Origin of the sequence: Pseudomonas sp. Leaf48 (assembly GCF_001421885.1) — a bacterium.
GTDB lineage: Bacteria > Pseudomonadota > Gammaproteobacteria > Pseudomonadales > Pseudomonadaceae > Aquipseudomonas.
On sequence record NZ_LMLH01000001.1, the window covers coordinates 206,097 to 224,534 of the forward strand.

The 18,438-nt window shown below is 58.6% G+C and carries 19 protein-coding genes and 1 pseudogene; 8 read left to right on the plus strand and 12 right to left on the minus strand.

What is annotated here, in order from left to right:
* Nucleotides 1-150: 150 nt before the first annotated feature.
* Nucleotides 151-753 (plus strand): peroxiredoxin, encoded by a 603-nt coding sequence (locus tag ASE98_RS00950; protein ID WP_008057532.1) that lies wholly within the window; start codon nucleotides 151-153, stop codon nucleotides 751-753.
* Between the two features lie 100 nt (nucleotides 754-853).
* Here ASE98_RS00950 and rnt read toward each other — a convergent pair whose 3' ends face one another.
* Nucleotides 854-1,531, minus strand: coding sequence for a ribonuclease T (gene rnt, locus ASE98_RS00955; protein ID WP_053155142.1), 678 nt, complete (start codon nucleotides 1,529-1,531; stop codon nucleotides 854-856).
* Complete coding sequence (gene pyrC, locus ASE98_RS00960; protein ID WP_060539559.1) at nucleotides 1,528-2,574, minus strand: dihydroorotase; 1,047 nt, start codon at nucleotides 2,572-2,574, stop codon at nucleotides 1,528-1,530. The genes rnt and pyrC overlap by 4 nt, the downstream gene beginning before the upstream one ends.
* A 150-nt stretch (nucleotides 2,575-2,724) precedes the next feature.
* On the opposite strand from pyrC, the gene ASE98_RS00965 reads away from it, so the two are divergent.
* Both ASE98_RS00965 and ASE98_RS00970 read left to right on the plus strand, forming a co-directional pair.
* Entirely contained in the window at nucleotides 2,725-3,633 is a 909-nt protein-coding gene (locus ASE98_RS00965) for a flagellar protein MotY (protein WP_060539560.1), read from the plus strand.
* A 128-nt stretch (nucleotides 3,634-3,761) separates the two neighbouring features.
* Nucleotides 3,762-4,979 carry an argininosuccinate synthase gene (locus ASE98_RS00970; protein ID WP_060539561.1) on the plus strand — a complete coding sequence of 406 codons (1,218 nt, stop codon included), beginning with the start codon at nucleotides 3,762-3,764 and terminating at the stop codon, nucleotides 4,977-4,979.
* 163 nt (nucleotides 4,980-5,142) lie between these two features.
* Here ASE98_RS00970 and ASE98_RS00975 read toward each other — a convergent pair whose 3' ends face one another.
* On the minus strand, nucleotides 5,143-5,823 hold the full coding sequence (locus tag ASE98_RS00975; RefSeq protein ID WP_060539562.1) for a hypothetical protein: 681 nt from the start codon (nucleotides 5,821-5,823) through the stop codon (nucleotides 5,143-5,145).
* Between the two features lie 548 nt (nucleotides 5,824-6,371).
* Between ASE98_RS00975 and ASE98_RS00980 the strand changes: the two genes are divergently transcribed.
* Nucleotides 6,372-6,998, plus strand: a complete 627-nt coding sequence (locus ASE98_RS00980; RefSeq protein WP_060539563.1) for a response regulator transcription factor — start codon at nucleotides 6,372-6,374, stop codon at nucleotides 6,996-6,998.
* A 93-nt stretch (nucleotides 6,999-7,091) separates the two neighbouring features.
* Here ASE98_RS00980 and ASE98_RS00985 read toward each other — a convergent pair whose 3' ends face one another.
* From ASE98_RS00985 to metG, 8 genes and pseudogenes are all read right to left on the minus strand, one after another.
* Nucleotides 7,092-7,271, minus strand: coding sequence for a PA3496 family putative envelope integrity protein (locus ASE98_RS00985; protein ID WP_060539564.1), 180 nt, complete (start codon nucleotides 7,269-7,271; stop codon nucleotides 7,092-7,094).
* A 105-nt stretch (nucleotides 7,272-7,376) separates the two neighbouring features.
* A complete protein-coding gene (gene nth, locus ASE98_RS00990; protein ID WP_060539565.1) occupies nucleotides 7,377-8,015 on the minus strand; it encodes an endonuclease III in 639 nt (212 codons plus the stop codon).
* A gap of 25 nt (nucleotides 8,016-8,040) precedes the next feature.
* Complete coding sequence (locus ASE98_RS00995; protein WP_060539566.1) at nucleotides 8,041-8,622, minus strand: Rnf-Nqr domain containing protein; 582 nt, start codon at nucleotides 8,620-8,622, stop codon at nucleotides 8,041-8,043.
* Complete coding sequence (locus tag ASE98_RS01000) at nucleotides 8,615-9,226, minus strand: RnfABCDGE type electron transport complex subunit G (protein WP_060539567.1); 612 nt, start codon at nucleotides 9,224-9,226, stop codon at nucleotides 8,615-8,617. The genes ASE98_RS00995 and ASE98_RS01000 overlap by 8 nt, the downstream gene beginning before the upstream one ends.
* Nucleotides 9,223-10,209: an RnfABCDGE type electron transport complex subunit D gene (locus ASE98_RS01005; RefSeq protein ID WP_060539568.1), complete on the minus strand. Its 987-nt coding sequence runs from the start codon at nucleotides 10,207-10,209 to the stop codon at nucleotides 9,223-9,225. Before ASE98_RS01005 ends, ASE98_RS01000 begins: the two co-directional genes overlap by 4 nt.
* A gap of 607 nt (nucleotides 10,210-10,816) precedes the next feature.
* A pseudogene (gene rsxB, locus ASE98_RS27600) lies at nucleotides 10,817-11,191 on the minus strand (electron transport complex subunit RsxB); the annotation flags it as partial.
* 17 nt (nucleotides 11,192-11,208) lie between these two features.
* A complete protein-coding gene (locus tag ASE98_RS01015; protein ID WP_060539570.1) occupies nucleotides 11,209-11,778 on the minus strand; it encodes an Rnf-Nqr domain containing protein in 570 nt (189 codons plus the stop codon).
* Nucleotides 11,779-11,919: 141 nt separating this feature from the next.
* Nucleotides 11,920-13,971 (minus strand): methionine--tRNA ligase, encoded by a 2,052-nt coding sequence (metG, locus tag ASE98_RS01020; RefSeq protein WP_060539571.1) that lies wholly within the window; start codon nucleotides 13,969-13,971, stop codon nucleotides 11,920-11,922.
* Between the two features lie 493 nt (nucleotides 13,972-14,464).
* On the opposite strand from metG, the gene apbC reads away from it, so the two are divergent.
* Complete coding sequence (gene apbC, locus ASE98_RS01025) at nucleotides 14,465-15,559, plus strand: iron-sulfur cluster carrier protein ApbC (RefSeq protein WP_060539572.1); 1,095 nt, start codon at nucleotides 14,465-14,467, stop codon at nucleotides 15,557-15,559.
* 134 nt (nucleotides 15,560-15,693) lie between these two features.
* Here apbC and ASE98_RS01030 read toward each other — a convergent pair whose 3' ends face one another.
* The gene (locus tag ASE98_RS01030; RefSeq protein WP_060539573.1) at nucleotides 15,694-16,452 is read right to left on the minus strand and encodes an SDR family oxidoreductase; all 759 of its coding nucleotides are present in this window, start codon (nucleotides 16,450-16,452) and stop codon (nucleotides 15,694-15,696) included.
* Between the two features lie 152 nt (nucleotides 16,453-16,604).
* Between ASE98_RS01030 and ASE98_RS01035 the strand changes: the two genes are divergently transcribed.
* The 3 genes from ASE98_RS01035 to ASE98_RS01045 all read left to right on the plus strand — a co-directional run bounded on the left by ASE98_RS01035 (nucleotide 16,605) and on the right by ASE98_RS01045 (nucleotide 18,421).
* Nucleotides 16,605-17,336, plus strand: coding sequence for a HugZ family pyridoxamine 5'-phosphate oxidase (locus tag ASE98_RS01035; RefSeq protein ID WP_060539574.1), 732 nt, complete (start codon nucleotides 16,605-16,607; stop codon nucleotides 17,334-17,336).
* A gap of 66 nt (nucleotides 17,337-17,402) precedes the next feature.
* Nucleotides 17,403-17,879, plus strand: a complete 477-nt coding sequence (locus tag ASE98_RS01040; protein ID WP_060539575.1) for an FxsA family protein — start codon at nucleotides 17,403-17,405, stop codon at nucleotides 17,877-17,879.
* Between the two features lie 248 nt (nucleotides 17,880-18,127).
* Nucleotides 18,128-18,421, plus strand: a complete 294-nt coding sequence (locus ASE98_RS01045) for a co-chaperone GroES (protein ID WP_034149036.1) — start codon at nucleotides 18,128-18,130, stop codon at nucleotides 18,419-18,421.
* Nucleotides 18,422-18,438: the final 17 nt, after the last annotated feature.

The window sequence follows — 18,438 nt, forward strand, 5'->3', positions numbered from 1 at the left end:
CCTACGGGAGAAACCGTTACGGACAGGCCAAAAACGCAGTGTATGATGACCGGTCTTTTCGAAATGGGTTCGTGTCACAGGGCTGTCGCCTGAGGGTGGCAGGCTGATATGAACCTTTTTCTTCAACGCTTTTTCACCAGGAGATATCCAATGAGCGTACTCGTAGGCAAACAAGCCCCTGACTTCACCGTACCGGCCGTACTCGGCAATGGCGAAATCGTTGACAGCTTCACCCTGTCCTCGGCTATCAAAGGCAAATACGGCCTGGTGTTCTTCTACCCGCTGGACTTCACCTTCGTTTGCCCGTCCGAGCTGATCGCTCTGGACAACCGCATGTCTGAATTCAAGGCGCGCAACGTTGAAGTGGTCGCTGTGTCGATCGACTCGCACTTCACCCACAACGCCTGGCGCAACACCCCGGTAAACGATGGTGGTATCGGCGCGGTTCGTTACACCATGGCTGCCGACATCAAGCAGGAAATCATGAAGGCTTACGACGTTCAGTCCGCTGACGGCGTAGCGTTCCGTGGCGCATTCCTGATCGACGATAAAGGCGTTGTCCGCTCGCAGATCATCAACGACCTGCCACTGGGCCGTAACATGGAAGAGCTGCTGCGTCTGGTCGACGCTCTGCAATTCCACGAAGAGCACGGCGAAGTCTGCCCTGCCAACTGGAAAAAAGGCGACAAGGGCATGAACGCTTCGCCAGAAGGCGTTGCTGCTTACCTGACCGAGCACGCTGCCGCACTGTAAGGCGCGTTGCGGGTAAAAAAAACCGGCCTTCGTGGCCGGTTTTTTTATGGGCGGGTTTCAGGCCCCTGTAGGAGCGAGCAGGCTCCTACAGAGAAAACCCTCAATCGTCGAAATCTTCCCAGCCGCCCATTTGTTTCCAGCGATTGACGATGCCGCAGAACAGCTCGGCCGTCTTCTCGGTGTCGTAGCGCGCCGAGTGCGCCTCCCGACCGTCGAAGTCGATATCCGCTGCCTGGCAGGCCTTGGCCAGCACGGTTTGACCGTAGGCCAGACCGGCGAGGGTCGCGGTGTCGAAGCTGGAGAACGGATGAAACGGGTTGCGTTTCATGTCCAGCCGCGCAACGGCGGCGTTCAGGAAGCCCAGATCGAAGCTGCTGTTGTGCCCGACCAGGATCGCCCGTTTGCAGCCGTTGGCTTTCAGCGCTTTACGCACGCCACGGAAGATATCGTTCAGGGCCGACTCTTCACTTACGGCCATGCGCAGTGGGTGGTCGAGTTTGATCCCGGTGAACTCCAGGGCTGCCGCTTCGATGTTCGCGCCTTCGAAGGGCTCGACACGGAAGAAGTAGGTGTGATCAGGGTATACGAAGCCCTTTTCATCCATCGCGATGGTGGTCGCGGCGATTTCCAGCAGGGCGTCGGTGGCCGAGTTGAAACCACCGGTTTCTACGTCGACGACAACTGGCAGGTAGCCACGAAACCGTGCGGCCATCGGGTGACGGGAACCGCCGCCACCGCCTTGACCTTCCTGTTCGTCGTCGAAATGGTCTTCACTCACGCGTGTTCCTCCAGCAGGCGCCAGCGCAGTTTTTCACCGGCGCGCAGCGGGATAACGGTCAGCTCGCCAAACGGCAGGCTGGTAGGGGCGGTCCATTCTTCACGGACCAGGGTGATGCGATCGGTGTTGGCCGGCAGGCCATAGAAGCGCGGGCCGTTGAGGCTGGCGAAGGCTTCGAGCTTGTCCAGTGCATTGCGCTGTTCAAAGGCTTCGGCATACATCTCGATCGCCGCATAGGCGGTGTAGCAGCCGGCACATCCGCAAGCGGCTTCCTTGGCATGCTGGGCGTGGGGCGCCGAGTCGGTGCCGAGGAAGAACTTCTCGCTGCCGCTGGTGGCGGCGTCGAGCAGGGCTTCCTGGTGGGTATTGCGCTTGAGGATCGGCAGGCAATAGAAGTGCGGCCGAATCCCGCCCACCAGCATGTGGTTGCGGTTGTACAGCAGGTGATGAGCGGTGATGGTCGCGCCGACGTTGGTCGAAGCCGAATTGACGAACTGCACGGCGTCAGCGGTGGTGATGTGTTCGAACACCACTTTGAGCGTCGGGAAACGCTCGACCACACGGCGCATGTGCTCATCAATGAAGATTTTTTCGCGGTCGAACACGTCGACATCGCCACGGGTGACTTCACCGTGGATCAAAAGCGGCATTCCAACTTCGGCCATGGCTTCCAGCGCAGGGAAGATCTTGTCGATGCTGGTAACGCCAGAGTCCGAGTTGGTGGTCGCGCCGGCCGGGTACAGTTTGGCGGCATGCACGAATCCGCTGGCCTTGGCCTCGCGAATTTCTTCTGGCTGGGTGCGATCGGTCAGATAAAGGACCATCAAGGGTTCGAACGGGCTGCCGGCCGGACGGGCAGCGAGAATCCGCTGGCGATAGCCGTCGGCTTCGGCCGCATTGCGCACCGGTGGTACCAGGTTGGGCATGATGATGGCGCGACCAAAGGTGCGCGCGACATCCGCGACGGTATTGGTCAACACGGCACCATCGCGAAGATGAATATGCCAGTCGTCGGGACGCAGCAGGGTCAGGCGGTCGGACATGAGGGGATTCCAGGCGGGTCAAACTCAGGGGAATGCTACCGGAAAAGACTCTTGCAGGCACTCGCTATCAAGTTTTGTGGCAAGCGTCCGATATCCAACAGGTATGCCGTAATGTCGGTCTTTCAGTAGTAGAAGCCAGTGGAGCCTGCCGTGCGCCAGCGTTATTTTGCCTTGCTCAGTGTGTTTGCCAGCCTTCCCGCGATGGCGCTGACTTTCCAGACACCTCTGGAAAGCATTGAGTGGCGGGTCGAAGGGGACAAGTTCGAATGCCGCCTGGCTCAGCCGGTCGCCGATTTCGGGGCGGGCGAGTTCGTGCGTCGCGCCGGCGAGCAGGCGACATTTCGTCTGAAAGCCTACAACCCGATGATCGGCGGCGGTTCAGCGACTTTGCTGGCAGCAGCTGCGCCATGGCAGCCGGGGCGTGGCGATATCAATCTGGGTACGGTGAGAGTTGGCAGCGGCGATGTGCTGTTCAACAGCTCGCAGACTCAGGCCGGGCGTCTGATCAGCGGCCTGATCGACGGCCGCAGTCCGGTGGTCCGGCACACTTCGGGTGATGGTCGGGTGTCGGAAGTCCGCCTGTTGCCGGTCAGGTTCACCAAGGCCTTTGCTGATTACCAAGGCTGTGTGGCCAAGCTGTTGCCTCAGAATTTCGAACAGGTGAAGCGATCCGCTGTGGGCTTTCCCGGTGGCGGGATTGAACTGGATGCCGCAGCGAAAGGCAGACTGCAGGTGATGGTGGAGTACATGAAGGCCGATCCGACGGTCAATCACATCGAGCTCGACGGCCATTCCGATAACGGCGGCAACCGCCTGACCAATCGTGACCTGTCACGGCGTCGGGCCCTGGCGGTCATGGACTTCTTCAAGGCCAACGGCATCCAGGAGTCGCAGATTACCTTGCGTTTTCATGGCGAGCGCTATCCATTGGCTCCGAACAACAGCAATGCCCACAGGGCGCAGAATCGCCGGGTCAATGTGCACCTTGCGCGGGTAGCCCCGATTGAAAAACCGGCCCCGGAAATCACCGCCTCGGCGACCACCGCTTCAGCGTCTTGATGCTGTTTTTTCGTCGCCAGCTCGACATAATCTGTCGCTTCGTCGTCATAAGCTGTCGCGCCACTGTAAATTATTCTGCATGAGCGGTAGACTGCCCGGCTTTCCGTAGAACCCCGTGGAGTGATGGCATGGCGGACGTAAACAAGGTCGTTCTGGCGTATTCCGGCGGCCTGGACACTTCGGTGATCCTCAAGTGGCTGCAGGATACTTATAACTGTGAAGTGGTGACTTTCACCGCTGACCTGGGTCAGGGCGAAGAGGTCGAACCTGCACGCGCCAAGGCTCAGGCCATGGGCGTCAAAGAGATCTACATCGACGACTTGCGCGAAGAGTTCGTGCGCGATTTCGTTTTCCCGATGTTCCGCGCCAACACCGTTTACGAAGGCGAGTACCTGCTGGGTACTTCCATCGCTCGTCCGTTGATCGCCAAGCGCCTGATCGAAATCGCCAACGAAACCGGCGCTGACGCCATTTCCCATGGCGCCACGGGCAAAGGTAACGATCAGGTTCGCTTCGAACTTGGCGCCTATGCCCTCAAGCCTGGTGTAAAGGTTATCGCCCCTTGGCGTGAGTGGGACCTGCTGTCCCGCGAGAAGCTGATGGACTATGCCGAGAAGCACGCGATCCCGATCGAGCGTCACGGCAAGAAAAAATCCCCGTACTCGATGGATGCCAACCTGCTGCACATCTCCTATGAAGGCGGCGTGCTGGAAGACACCTGGACCGAGCACGAAGAAGACATGTGGCGCTGGACCGTTTCCCCGGAAAACGCACCAGACAAGCCGCAGTACCTGGAACTGACCTACTGCAACGGCGACATCGTTGCGCTGGACGGCGTCGAGATGACTCCGGCTACCGTGCTGGCAACGCTGAACCGTATCGGTGGCGAACATGGTATCGGCCGCCTCGACATCGTCGAGAACCGTTACGTTGGCATGAAGTCCCGGGGCTGCTACGAAACTCCAGGCGGCACTATCATGCTGCGTGCCCACCGTGCGATCGAGTCCATCACCCTGGACCGTGAAGTGGCTCACCTCAAAGATGAGCTGATGCCAAAGTACGCCAGCCTGATCTACACCGGTTACTGGTGGAGCCCTGAGCGTCTGATGTTGCAACAGATGATCGATGCCTCCCAGGCCCACGTGAACGGCGTTGTGCGCCTGAAGCTATACAAGGGCAATGTGATCGTTACAGGTCGCAAATCTGATGAGTCGTTGTTCGACGCCAACATCGCGACCTTCGAGGAAGACGGCGGTGCCTACAACCAGGCGGACGCTGCGGGCTTCATCAAGCTCAACGCCCTGCGCATGCGCATTGCTGCAAACAAAGGCCGCAAGCTGTTCTGAGACCTTTGAAGTCGTGATGGAGTGTGTGGCCTCGTTGCGAGGCCACACATCCGAAATGGGGGCTCTGTGTCTGCCATTGCGATCCTGTTCCTGCCTGCTCGCCCTTTCAGGCTTTCGCACTTTTATTGGTCTTCAACCGCCATGGTTGTCGTGTGCCTATCCTTCAGCCTGGGTCGATAACTGCCAGTCGTTGTGAGTACAAGTTGTACACGACGGGGTAGGTGGTGTTGCCTCTGGTTTTCTGTTTCAGGTGTTTAAGAACACTCGCCTTCAGTAAATTCTCCGATTCGGTACATGTGATAAACATGATCACCTGCGCCGCTTTATCCTGTGGCACCCGGATGCTCTCCAGTAATTCGCTGACCTCAGCTTTTTTGCTGGTTCCGCGAACGTCAACTATGTGCAGCTCTTTCGCTTCTTCCGGCAACTGGATGTGGTTCGGGGCGCAATGGGTTGCCTCCAGGGTGATCTCCACAGGCGGGCCTTGGGCATTGCAGGGCGATGTGACCGAAGTCGCTCCATTCATCGAGGTGCTCGAGAGCGATTCTCCAAACTGTCGCTTGGCGACGTTGTTCTCCGAGTCCACGGCGTGGTCCGTTGCCTTGACGAAGTGTTTTTCATCGTCAAAGTCCGAGGGGGCATACAGTGAGCGGTAGTTAAAGTTTAGTGTGGCAAAGAAAAGCAAGAGCAGGTAAAACGGAAAACTGATCAGGAACCAGACATACAGATCTCTTTCGTCGTCGTCGAGAAAAGGCAGGGTAACGGCTGCTGAAGTTTCGGAAAGTGTCGCAAACATCGCAATAAGGGTCATTGGGTTGGTGATTTTTTTTTGAAATTTTTTCATGTTTGTTTGCTCTCTGAAGTTTGGGTCACCTTGAGTTTATAATAAGGCTCGGTGTGGAGGGGCGTTTGCGAAAGTAATTGCGTTAGTAATTATGTGATTTGCCAGTGGGTGCCGGTATTGCGTATGCAGTGCTTTTGTTGTCTGTCTTTTCTGTCTGATGTGCCATTGTCGTGAGTATTGATAAGTTACTTGCTTTTAAGCGTGATCGCGCAAGTGAGAGTGATTACTCTGATGTGAGTATTGATTGTGGTAGTGTTCGTTGGTTTTCAGTATTTTGGAGGAAGCTAATATCCATACAAGGTTTATGAGTCTGGCTATCGAGAATTTTGGGTGTAAATAGATACAAAAAATTTTCATGAAACGGTCGATGTTCAAGGAAATCCAGTTCTCAGCAGGGGTCGCTTGACGGTTTTTTGTAAGATAAATCCGTAATGTTTGTAGGGAACGTCTCTCGCTGCGACTGGCCGGGAGGTGCGGCATGCCATGGGTGAAACGACTAGGCTATTGTGCTGGCTCTCAAAATTCGAACAGCGAAATTGGACTTGCCCATGAATAAAGTGCTGATCGTGGATGATCACCCCGTCATTCGTCTTGCGGTGCGTATGCTGATGGAGCGTCATGGCTACGAAGTCATTGGAGAAACGGATAATGGAGTGGATGCTTTACAACTGGCTCGCGAACTTTTGCCGGATATTGTGATATTAGATATCGGCATTCCCAAACTCGATGGTCTGGAAGTCATCGCGCGACTATCATCTACCGCAATGCCGATAAAAGTGTTGATATTGACTTCCCAGGCACCGGGGCATTTTTCCATGCGCTGCATGCAGTCGGGGGCTGCCGGCTATGTTTGCAAGCAACAGGATCTGACCGAGTTGCTCAGCGCCATAAAAGCAGTCCTGTCAGGCTACAGTTACTTTCCGAATCAAGCCTTGCATACCGTGCGCTGCAGTCTGGGAAACGCCAGCGAAGCGGATATGGTGGATCGTTTGTCGGGGCGGGAAATGATGGTCTTGCAGCAATTGGCCAGAGGCAAGACCAATAAAGAAATTGCCGATGGGATGTTCCTCAGCAATAAGACCGTCAGTACCTACAAAACGCGCCTGTTGTTGAAGCTGAACGCGCGTTCCCTGGTCGATCTGATTGAACTGGCACAGCGCAACGGCCTGGTGTGACGACGTCGTGGTAAGGTCGGGAAGGGGGCTGCGGTCGATTTTATGGGGTGGGCATTAAGTAAAAAGCCTCCGTTGCGGGGAGGCTTTCAAGTGTCATAAATCAAAATCGTAATCGGCCAATTGCTTTTGCAGTCGGCGCTCCTCCAGCAGATTGTCGATGGTGCGGCGTTTGTCCAGGTTCGTTTTCGCTACTTCAACCACCGGGTCGGTGTCATCGCTTTCAGTGGCGGCGAAGTCGTCCTCTACGTCCAAATGCTCTTTGCCAGTACTCATTTAGTTACTCCAGGCTAAGAAGGCCTTTGGCGCTCCTTATATCGACAATCTCCCGGCGGGTAAAAAAGTTTTTTTCAATCGGCAATCACCAATCGCAATAGAGCCTCAATCGTCGGAGGTTTTGTGCTTGTATTCGCACAGGTCTTCGATCCGACAACTGCCGCAGCGGGGCTTGCGCGCCAGACACACGTAGCGCCCATGAAGGATCAGCCAGTGATGGGAATCGAGCAGGTAATCTCTGGGTACGAATTTCATCAGTTTTTTCTCGACCTCGACCACATTTTTTCCGGGGGCGATGCCAGTGCGGTTGCTGACACGAAAGATATGGGTGTCCACAGCCATGGTCAGTTGACGGAAAGCAGTATTGAGCACCACGTTGGCGGTTTTACGCCCGACCCCGGGTAGTGCTTCGAGCTCTTCGCGGGTTTGCGGTACTTCACCGGCATGGCGCTCCACCAGCAAACGGCAGGTCTCGATCACGTTTTTCGCTTTGCTGTTGTACAGGCCGATAGTCTTGATGTACTCCGACAGGCCCTCTACCCCCAGGGCGTAAATGGCTGCCGGGGTATTGGCGACCGGGAACAGTTTTGCGGTGGCCTTGTTGACGCCGACATCAGTCGACTGAGCGGACAGGATCACGGCAATCAGCAATTCGAAGGGCGAGGAATAGGCCAGTTCGGTCTTCGGTTCCGGGTTGTCTTCATGCAGCCTGCGGAAAATTTCCAGACGTTTTGCGGCATTCATTTGCAGTGGGTTTCCTCGAAAACGGTCAGTGTGAAGGGGCGGGGCGCAAGGCTTGCCAACCGGCGATCAGCAGACCCAGCAGAATGAATCCGCCGGGTGCCAGCGTGGCCAGGCGCAGGCCGCCGTCGGCTGATAGCACCCAGGCCTGCCAACCCGGCTGTGCGCCTGGCAGCCATGACAGATGGTTACCGAGTGTTGCGTTGCCGATGAGTTCGCGCAGCAGGCCAAGGCCGATCATCAACGTGCCAAACAGAATGTACAGGCGCAGACGCTCGGGCCAGGTGGTTTGAAAGTGCCCGGTGTCTTGCAGCACGACGCACTGCAAGGCGATCAATGCACCATAGAGCCCCAGGTGCTGTTGCCATTGCAGTGCCCAGGCCTGCGCTGCGATCTCTACGCAGCTGCAGAGCGTGGCCGCCAACAGGATGCTGGCCGGCAGATGCGCGGTCGAGACCAGCCGGGGCCGTAAAACGCCGATTCCCAGCCCAAAGAGATTGACCACAACGATGAACATTAGCCACAGCCCAAACGCGGCTACCAACGAATCGGTGGCGCCGATCAGCGGCACCAGCATCAAGGTGTTCAGCAGGGTCTCTGGTCTATTCATGGGAAGAATCCCCGAGCAGTTGTTGCCGGTGTTCATCGAAGTAGCGCAAGGCGTCGTGAATGGCATTTATCACCGCTCTTGAGGTGATGGTCGCCCCGGCGATCTGATCAAATTGGCCCTGATCCTTTTTCAACGCCCAGCCACTGTCGCCGGGCTCAGTTCGGGACTTGCCGGAAAAAACCTTGAGCCAGTCATTTGGCCAATCCGCAATCTTTGCCCCGAGCCCGGGCGTTTCCGCCTGTTTGAGGGTTTTGACCCCAAGCAACCTGCCGTTGCTATCGATGGCGATCAGCAGTTCGATGGTATTTTCATAGCCCGCAGTCTGGCTGCGCAGCAACACTGCATGGGGTTGCTCGGCCTTGCTCGCCAGATAACCTCCCAGCAACCTGCTATTGCCCAATGCCGGGTCATCGAGCTTGAGCGGGTGTTCCAGCGGCTGATTGTCATAGCTGTCTGGCGCCAGCAGGTCCAGCAGGTTGCGGCTGTCGATCAGGCGTTGCCCGGCCGCGATCCGCGGCGCGCTGCTGAATTGCACAAACCAGGTCGCGCCAAGGCCTGCGCCAGCCAATAGCAGCACAATCGCAACACTCGATGCGCGGCTCATGGTGCAACCGATTGCTGTCTGGACAGTACCAGGCGTTCCAGCGCCGGTACACACAGGTTCATCAACAGCACCGCAAAGGCGATGCCGTCTGGATACCCGCCCCAGGTGCGAATCAGATAGGTCAGCAGGCCCACCCCTGCGCCGAACATAAGTCGTGCACCGGGGCTTCTGGCACCGGAAACCGGTTCGGTGATGATAAAGAACGCCCCCAGCATGGTCGCACCGGTGAGCAGGTGAAACAGGGGAGAGCCATGGGAGTCGGAGCCCGAGCCGTTCCAGCACACAAGGCTGATGATGAACAGGCTGGCGAGCATGCCCACTGGCGCATGCCAGCTGAACACCCGGCGTTGCAGCAGAAACAGGCCGCCTGCCAGAAAGGCCAGGTTCACCCATTCGACACCACGGCCACCAAAGTGGCCGAATGCGGGGTTGCCGGCGAACAGTTCGTCCATAGTCAGGCTTTTATTGATCCGCAGGCTGTCCAGCGCCGTGGCCTGGACCCACGCATCCGGCGCCAGGCCGTAGCCGAACACCTGCTGCATACCACCCAGCAAGTCCATGCCATGGGATGACGGCCAATGTGTCATTGATTGGGGGAACGCGAGCATGACCAATGCAAAGCCGAGCATCGCGGGGTTGAACGGATTTGAACCAACACCACCGTACAGATGCTTGCCAAAGAGCATGGCGACCACGCCAGCACTGATCGTCAGCCACCACGGGCAGTACGGTGGCAAGGCCAGGGCCAACAAGGTTGCGCTGACCAGCGCGCTGCCGTCACTCAAGGTTGGTTTGAGCGGGCGCTTGCGCAGTTGCAGCACGGCCGCTTCGACCGACAGTGCGGCAACGCCTGCCAGAGTCAGGTTAATCAACACGCCCCAGCCATACATCCAGAACGCCGCGAGCACTCCCGGCAGGGTGGCCAGCAGTACCAGCTTCATGGCCTGCTGCAGGCGATCGTCAACCGCTTCAAGGGCTGGCATAGGCATCCACCTGGCGCTCGGCCTCGCTGATCGCGTGCTCCAGGGCCGCGATCTGGTGTGCCGGCGTCTCACTGCCTTGAGCTTTCTTGAGTTCGGCGCGGCGCATGGCCAACTGGATTTTGGCCCGTTTCAGTTCTGCATCCTTCGACGCCGCAGGTGCAGCGGGGGTAGGCGCCGGTACTCGCGGCAGCGTGCTTTCCAGCTGCGCCAACGTCTGCTCGGCGGCTTCGAACTGCTGTTGCAGGACGACCAGTTGAGACTGCTGCTCGAAGGTTGGCGGATGGCCGAAAGCCTTCAGGGATTTATGCAGTTGCGCCCGGCTCATCGCCAGGTCGATCCTGGCTTTTTTTAGCGCCGCGTCTGCGTTGGCGGCTTTTTGCGCACGAACACGTTCGAGGGCGGCCTGCACCGGGTCAAGCGTCTCCACGTTGGGTTGTGCGGCGCGTTGCATACGGGCTTGGCGCTCAGCGAGCTTGTGTTGCTCTTCGCGCAACAGCCGGGCGTTGCGCTGCTCGAAGCGGCGCCGGGCATGATTTCGTTTGCTGGCGCGTGCCTGCTGCTCGGCAAGGGTAAAGGCCAGGCCGCCGACTACCGGCAGCGTGGTCTGTGGCAATGGACGCATCTCGATGCAATCCACTGGGCATGGCGCCACGCACAGGTCGCAGCCGGTGCATTCATCGATGATCACGGTGTGCATCAACTTGGCTGCGCCGACGATGGCGTCGACGGGGCAGGCCTGGATGCATTTGGTGCAACCGATGCATTCGGCTTCGCGGATGTAAGCGACCTGTGCAGGCGCCGACCCGCGGCTGTGATCCAGTTCCAGTACGGGTACTTTGAGCAACTCGGCCAGGGCCGCGATGGTTTCACTGCCGCCGGGCGGGCACTTGTTGATCGGCTCGCCGCTGGCGATTCCTTCGGCGTAGGGTTTGCATCCGGGATGCCCGCATTTGCCGCATTGGGTTTGCGGCAAGAGCGCATCGATGCGTTGAATCAGACTCATGTTTTGATCAGTCCGCTGAATCCGAGAAAGGCTACCGCGATCAGACCGGCGCTGATCAGTTCGATCGGCAGGCCACGAAAGGGCAGGGGAACATCGTTGTCGAGTGTGCGTTGACGCAAATCGTTGAATAGTACCAGCACCAGCCAGAAACCCAGTCCAGCCCCGAGACTCAAGGCTGCTGCGTGAAAAAGACCCTTATCTTCCCTGGCGTTGAGTAATGTGAGGCCCAGCACGCCTGCATTGCCCAGCAGCAATGGCCAGAGGCCCTCGAACGACAGCGTCGAAAATACCCGTGCCAGCAGCTTCAACAACGGAGCGATCAGCAGCACGCTCAGCGGCAGGAGCACGAACAGACGCAGGGAGGTTAATTCCAGTGGCACCAGGAACCAGTGGTACAGCGCATAGCCAAGTATGCCCACGACCAGCATCAGGCACGCTGTCGAGATGCCCAGCGCATGGACCTGGCGGCGTTCGCTGCCCAGCAGCGGATCTACGCCCAGCGGCCAGTGCAACACGAAGTTGTTGATCAGGGCGGTGCTGATAAGCGTAAGCAGGATTTCGGTCATGGTCGTGCCGGCAAGAACGGGGCTTTTCAACGCAGTGATCTAAAAAGCTTAGGCATTATCCGGCATGGGCGAAGGGTGGGCCAGACATGAAAATCCCACAGTCGCGCCAGGCGCGACTGTGGGATCGATTTACCACGGGTTTTACTTGATCCGCTGACCTGGCTTGGCACCGCTGTCAGGGCTGAGCAGGTAGATTTCTTCGCCGCCGGGGCCCGCCGCCATCACCATGCCTTCGGAAATGCCGAACTTCATTTTGCGCGGCTTGAGGTTGGCAATCATCATGGTCAGGCGACCATCGAGTTTGGACGGGTCCGGGTAGGCGCTCTTGATGCCGGAGAACACGTTGCGTTGCTCGTCACCGATGTCCAGGGTCAGGCGCAGCAGCTTGTCGGCACCTTCCACGTGCTCAGCCTTGACGATCAGGGCGACACGCAGGTCGACTGCGGCGAAGGCGTCGAACTCGATTTCCGGCGACAGCGGGTCCTTGGCCAGTTCGCCATTGCCGGCAGGTGCGGCGCCGCCGGTGTCGGTCTGGCTGGCGGTCAGGTCTTCCTTCGAAGCGTCGCTCATGGCTTGTACCTTGACCGGATCGATTCGGGTCATCAGCGGCTTGAACTCGTTCAATTGATGGTTGGCGAGCCAGATTGCGTGGTCGTTCCAGGTCAGCGGCGCGACATTCAGGAACGCTTCGGCGTCGGCAGCCAGCAACGGCAGGACCGGCTTGAGGAAAATCACCAACTGGCGGAAGAGGTTGACGCCCGTGGCGCAGATGGCCTGGACTTCATCCTGCTTGCCTTCCTGTTTATTCAGCGACCAGGGTGCCTTGTCGGCGATCCAGGCGTTGGCACGGTCGGCCAGGCCCATGATTTCGCGCATGGCGCGGGCGAAGTCGCGGGCTTCATAGGCGTCGGCGATGCCTGGCGCAGCGGCCAGGAAGGCTTCGGTCAGTTCCGGCGCGGCGTTGGTGTCGACCATCAGGCCGGCATTGCCCTTGTGGATGAAACCGGCACAACGGCTGGCGATGTTGACGACTTTGCCGACCAGGTCGGAGTTGACCTTCTGCACGAAGTCTTCGAGGTTCAGGTCCAGGTCATCGACACCACGGCTCAGCTTCGCCGCGTAGTAGTAGCGCAGGTATTCCGGCGACAGATGATCCAGGTAGGTCCGGGCCTTGATGAAAGTACCGCGGGACTTGGACATTTTCTGACCGTTGACAGTCAGGTAGCCGTGCACGTTGATGCCGGTCGGCTTGCGGTAGCCGGCGCCTTCGAGCATGGCTGGCCAGAACAGGGCGTGGAAGTTGACGATGTCCTTGCCGATGAAGTGGTACAGCTCGGCGGTGGAGTCCTTGCCCCAGAACGCGTCGAAGTCCAGCTCCGGCGTGCGGTCGCAGAGGTTCTTGAAGCTGGCCATGTAGCCGATCGGCGCGTCCAGCCACACGTAGAAGTACTTGCCCGGTTCGTCGGGAATTTCAAAACCGAAATACGGCGCATCGCGTGAGATGTCCCACTGTTGCAGGCCGGCATCCAGCCATTCGGCGATCTTGTTCGCCACGGCGTCCTGCAGGGTGCCGCTGCGGGTCCAGGTTTGCAGCATTTCCTGGAAGTCCGGCAGCTTGAAGAAGAAGTGCTGGGAATCCTTGAGCACCGGGGTGGCGCCAGAGATCGCCGACTTCGGATCCTTCAGGTCGGTGGGTGCGTAGGTCGCGCCGCATTTTTCGCAGTTGTCGCCGTACTGGTCTTCGGTGCCGCATTTCGGGCAGGTGCCCTTGATGAAGCGGTCGGCCAGGAACATTTTCTTTTCCGGGTCGAAGTACTGGGTTATCGAACGCTGGGCAATGTGCCCGGCGTCGCGCAGCTTCAGGTAGATCTGGCTCGACAGCTCACGGTTTTCTTCGGCGTGAGTGGAGTGGAAGTTGTCGAAATCCACCAGGAACTCGGCAAAGTCGGCGCTGTGTTCAGCCTGGACGTTGGCGATCAGTTGTTCCGGGGTGATGCCTTCCTTTTCCGCGCGCAGCATGATTGCCGAACCGTGGGCGTCGTCGGCGCAGACATAAATGCATTGATTGCCGCGGTGCTTCTGGTAGCGCACCCACATATCGGTCTGGATGTATTCCAGCATGTGGCCAAGATGGATCGAACCATTGGCATAGGGCAGGGCGCTGGTGACGAGGATCTTGCGTGGCTCGGACATGGGGCTCGGCTACTTGATGAAACGGAGGTCGGCCACTATAAAGCGCCGGCGCATATTTTTCACCCCTGCGGCCCAGGGAGTTGTGTTGCAAACAGGCTTTGAGTGGCGAGTGATTTACCTGTGGCGAGGGGGCTTGCCTGTGGGGAGGGGGCTTGCCTGTGGCGAGGGGGCTTGCCCCCGCTCGACTGCGCAGCAGTCGCATTTCCGCAAGCAAAGAGTTTCTGTCAAGAAAAGCCGGGGCGGCTTCGCCACCCATCGGGGGCAAGCCCCCTCGCCACAGGCAAACCCGCTCCCCACAGGCAAACCCGCTCCCCACAGGCAAGCCCCCTCCCCACAGGCAAGTCCCCTCCCCACAGGCAAGCCCCCTCCCCACAGGGAACCCCCCCCCGCCACAGGAATGCGTTCGCGACAATTGATCTTCGGACATGCCGACAAGAGGGCAGAACGGTTAGGATACCCGTCTGATTTTCCAGTCTTGTTATCGGAGTTGCCCATGAGCGCCGTCAATCGCGCAGCGGTGGAAGCCGTCCTTCGCCAATACACCGACCCCTATCTGAACCAGGATCCGGTCAGCGCCGGTTGCGTGCGCAATATCGAGATCCAGGGCGAGCGCGTCAGCGTGCAGCTGGAACTGGGTTACGCCGCCGGTCTGTTCAAGAGCGGCTGGGCGCAGATGTTGCAAATGGCCATTGAAGGTCTGGATGGTGTCAGCGCTGCCCGCGTCGACATCACCAGTGTGATCGCCGCGCACAAGGCCCAGGCCCAGATCCCGGGCCTGGCCAACGTCAAGAACGTCGTGGCCGTGGCGTCCGGCAAGGGTGGTGTGGGCAAATCCACCACCGCCGCCAACCTGGCCCTGGCCCTGGCCCGGGAAGGCGCCAAGGTCGGGATTCTTGACGCGGACATCTACGGTCCGAGCCAGGGCATCATGTTTGGCATCGCCGAAGGCACCCGGCCGCAGATCAAGGACCAGAAATGGTTCGTTCCGATCCAGTCCCATGGTGTGGAAGTCATGTCCATGGCCTTCCTGACCGACGACAATACGCCGATGGTCTGGCGCGGACCGATGGTCTCGGGCGCCTTGTTGCAACTGGTGACGCAAACCGCATGGGGTGACCTGGATTACCTGGTGATCGACATGCCACCAGGCACCGGCGACATTCAGCTGACCCTGGCGCAAAAAGTCCCGGTGGCCGGCGCAGTCATCGTGACCACACCACAGGATCTGGCTCTGCTGGACGCGCGCAAGGGCGTGGAGATGTTCCGCAAGGTCAACATCCCGGTGTTGGGCGTGGTGGAAAACATGGCCGTGCACATCTGCTCGAACTGTGGACATGCCGAGCATCTGTTCGGTGAGGGCGGCGGGGTGAAACTGGCCAATCAATATGGCGTCGAGCTGCTGGCCTCGTTGCCGCTGGCGATGGCTATCCGCGAGCAGGCCGATGGCGGCAAGCCGACGGTGATCGCCGAGCCGGACAGCCCGATTGCGCTGGTCTACCAGGAACTGGCCCGCCACGTCGGTGCGCGGATCGTGCTGCAGGAAGCTGCGACGCCGGCGATGCCGAACATCAGCATCAGCGACGATTGATACCTGGCAGATAGACGCTGTCTTAATGTGGGAGCGGGCTTGCTCGCGAAAGCAGTGTGTCATTCAACAGATAAGTTGACTGATCTACCGCTTTCGCGAGCAAGCCCGCTCCCACAGTTGCTTCGTGTCGGGCGTTAGATACGCAACCCGCCATCCATTTCCAGGATCCGACCGGTGTAGTAGTCGTTCTCGAAAATATACGCCGCCGAATGGGCGATCTCTTCAGGCTTGCCCATGCGCTTGAGCGGAATCCCGGCGGTCATCTTTTCCAGTGCATCGGGCTTCATGCCCAAGGTCATTTCGGTTTCAATGAAGCCCGGTGCAATGCCGGCCACGCGAATGCCGTAGCGCGCCAGCTCCTTGGCCCAGGTCACGGTCGCGGCAGCCACACCCGCCTTGGCGGCGGAGTAGTTGGTCTGACCGACGTTGCCCGCGCGGGAAATCGACGAGATATTGATGATTGCGCCGCGGTTTTCCAGCTCGATCATTTTTGCCGCCACTTCACGGGTGCACAGGAACACGCCGGTCAGGTTGACGTCGATGACCGCTTGCCACTGGGCCAGGCTCATCTTGGTCATTTCGCCGTCCTTGACCTTGAGCAGCAGGCCGTCGCGCAGGATCCCGGCGTTGTTGATCAAGCCATGGATCGCACCGAAATCTTCAGCGACCTGAGCGACCATGTGGGTCACTTGCTCTTCGTTGGCGACGTTGCACAGGTAGGCGCGCGCTTCGACACCCTTGGCCTTGCAGGCTGCCACGGCGTCGTCGAGTTTTTCCTGGTTCAGGTCGACCAGCGCGAGTTTCGCCCCTTTACCCGCGAAATACTCGGCCATGGAGCGGCCTAAACCCTGGCAACCGCCAGTGATAATGATTACTTTGTCAGTGAGTTGCATTCGCAATGCCCCGGTAAGTCTGGGTGTTTTTAATAGGCATCTTCTCCATCACGCCTACCTTGGCACATGAGAACCTGCCCCCAATGGTGTGCTGGTACGTTGACCAGCTGCTGATCCGTTTTTCTGACGGATTCTTGTTAAGGAGTCATAAATTGAGCGTCGAAACGGCTAAGCATGCACGAGATTTGCTTCTCAAGGAATACCGCGGGGTGCTCTCCACGCATTCCAAGTCGATGCCCGGATTTCCATTTGGCTCGGTCGTTCCATACTGCCTGGACCCGCAGGGCCGGCCGTTGATTCTGATCAGCCGTATCGCCCAGCACACGCATAATCTGCAAAAAGATCCGAAATGCTCGCTGTTTGTCGGTGAACGTGGCGCCGAAGACGCACAGGCTGTCGGCCGCCTGACCTATCTGGCCGAGGCGAAACAAATCGAGGACGAAGCTGCGATCGAAGCCGCCGCAGAGCGCTATTACCGCTACTTCCCTGATTCACAGAACTATCATCAGGCCCATGATTTCGATTTCTGGGTGCTCGAGCCGGTGCGCCATCGTTATATCGGCGGGTTCGGGGCGATTCACTGGGTCAACGACCTGACGCTGGCCAATCCGTTTGCCGGCAAGGCCGAGGTGAGCATGGTCGAACACATGAACGCCGACCACGCCAAGGCAATCGCCCATTACGTCGATCTGGCAGGGCTGCCGAAAACCTCCCCGGCGCAGATGGTCGGTATCGATGCCGAAGGCATGCACCTGCGCATCGGTCAGGGCGTACACTGGTTGCCGTTCCAGGCTCCTTGCAACACGCCGACACAAGTCCGGGAAGCCTTGGTTTCTCTGGCTCACGCTCAACATTGGCCAAAAAATGAAGCGGCTGACGCTTGATTTCACGCAATGGCGACGTCATCTACGTTGAACTGGCAAGGCATTCTTGCGTTGAGGAACCATTTGATGCGCCCTTTTTTGTTGCTCTTTCTGCTGTTCCCGGTGTTGGAGCTGTTCGTATTCGTCAAGGTGGCAGGGGCTATCGGGTTTTTCCCGGCCTTGCTGTTAGTCATTCTCGGCTCGATGTTTGGTGTATTCGTGCTGCGTATCGCCGGGCTGGCCACGGCGCTGCGCGCTCGGGAAAGCCTGAACCGTGGCGAGCTGCCCGCCCAGACCATGCTCGAAGGCCTGATGCTGGCGTTGGCCGGTGGCCTGTTGATCCTGCCGGGTTTCATCAGCGATGTGATCGGCCTGATCATGCTGCTGCCGTTCAGTCGCCGTCTGCTGGCCAATAAAATGCGCCAGCGCGCCGAGGAGCAGGCCATGCGTCAGCGCGCTTTCGCCGACGACCTGCAACCACGCGGTGGTCCTGCGCCCCGTGAGCCGCTGGGGCGTGAACCGGACGTGATCGAAGGCGAGTTCGAACACCGCGACCCCAAGTAAGACATCACGGCACACGGCACCTTCGGGTGCCGTGTTCATTTGCGCGGCATCGACATGAAAAATTTTCGATCCACGCCCTTGTAATAAGCTTATGCGCCCTTATGTAACGGTCACCGCAAGGTTTCTGGTGATCACGCCAGACAGACTTCCGCGGTTCGCTTGACGAACCGCACCCGGCAACGCCGGACTTTGTTAAACCCGCCGGGAATACACCGGCCGATGAAAACCACAATTAGGAGAGATCGACAATGAAGCTTCGTCCTCTGCATGACCGCGTCGTCATCCGTCGCAGCGAAGAAGAAAAGAAAACCGCTGGCGGTATCGTCCTGCCAGGTTCGGCTGCTGAAAAAGCCAACAGCGGCGAAATCCTCGCTGTAGGCACCGGCCGCGTACTGGATAACGGTGAAGTGCGTGCACTGTCCGTGAAAGTGGGCGACAAGGTTGTGTTCGGTCCTTACTCCGGCAGCAACACTGTGAAAGTCGACGGCGAAGACCTGCTGGTAATGAGCGAGAACGAAATTCTCGCCGTTGTCGAAGGCTGATTCCCCGCTCATTTTCC

Coding starts and splice junctions, on each gene's coding strand:
- ASE98_RS00950 (WP_008057532.1), top strand. CDS start 151: ATGAGCGTACTCGTAGGCAAACAAGCCCCTGACTTCACCGTACCGGCC.
- pyrC (WP_060539559.1), bottom strand. CDS start 2,574: ATGTCCGACCGCCTGACCCTGCTGCGTCCCGACGACTGGCATATTCAT.
- ASE98_RS00970 (WP_060539561.1), top strand. CDS start 3,762: ATGGCGGACGTAAACAAGGTCGTTCTGGCGTATTCCGGCGGCCTGGAC.
- ASE98_RS00975 (WP_060539562.1), bottom strand. CDS start 5,823: ATGAAAAAATTTCAAAAAAAAATCACCAACCCAATGACCCTTATTGCG.
- ASE98_RS00980 (WP_060539563.1), top strand. CDS start 6,372: ATGAATAAAGTGCTGATCGTGGATGATCACCCCGTCATTCGTCTTGCG.
- ASE98_RS00985 (WP_060539564.1), bottom strand. CDS start 7,271: ATGAGTACTGGCAAAGAGCATTTGGACGTAGAGGACGACTTCGCCGCC.
- nth (WP_060539565.1), bottom strand. CDS start 8,015: ATGAATGCCGCAAAACGTCTGGAAATTTTCCGCAGGCTGCATGAAGAC.
- ASE98_RS00995 (WP_060539566.1), bottom strand. CDS start 8,622: ATGAATAGACCAGAGACCCTGCTGAACACCTTGATGCTGGTGCCGCTG.
- ASE98_RS01000 (WP_060539567.1), bottom strand. CDS start 9,226: ATGAGCCGCGCATCGAGTGTTGCGATTGTGCTGCTATTGGCTGGCGCA.
- ASE98_RS01005 (WP_060539568.1), bottom strand. CDS start 10,209: ATGCCAGCCCTTGAAGCGGTTGACGATCGCCTGCAGCAGGCCATGAAG.
- ASE98_RS01015 (WP_060539570.1), bottom strand. CDS start 11,778: ATGACCGAAATCCTGCTTACGCTTATCAGCACCGCCCTGATCAACAAC.
- metG (WP_060539571.1), bottom strand. CDS start 13,971: ATGTCCGAGCCACGCAAGATCCTCGTCACCAGCGCCCTGCCCTATGCC.
- apbC (WP_060539572.1), top strand. CDS start 14,465: ATGAGCGCCGTCAATCGCGCAGCGGTGGAAGCCGTCCTTCGCCAATAC.
- ASE98_RS01030 (WP_060539573.1), bottom strand. CDS start 16,452: ATGCAACTCACTGACAAAGTAATCATTATCACTGGCGGTTGCCAGGGT.
- ASE98_RS01040 (WP_060539575.1), top strand. CDS start 17,403: ATGCGCCCTTTTTTGTTGCTCTTTCTGCTGTTCCCGGTGTTGGAGCTG.
- ASE98_RS01045 (WP_034149036.1), top strand. CDS start 18,128: ATGAAGCTTCGTCCTCTGCATGACCGCGTCGTCATCCGTCGCAGCGAA.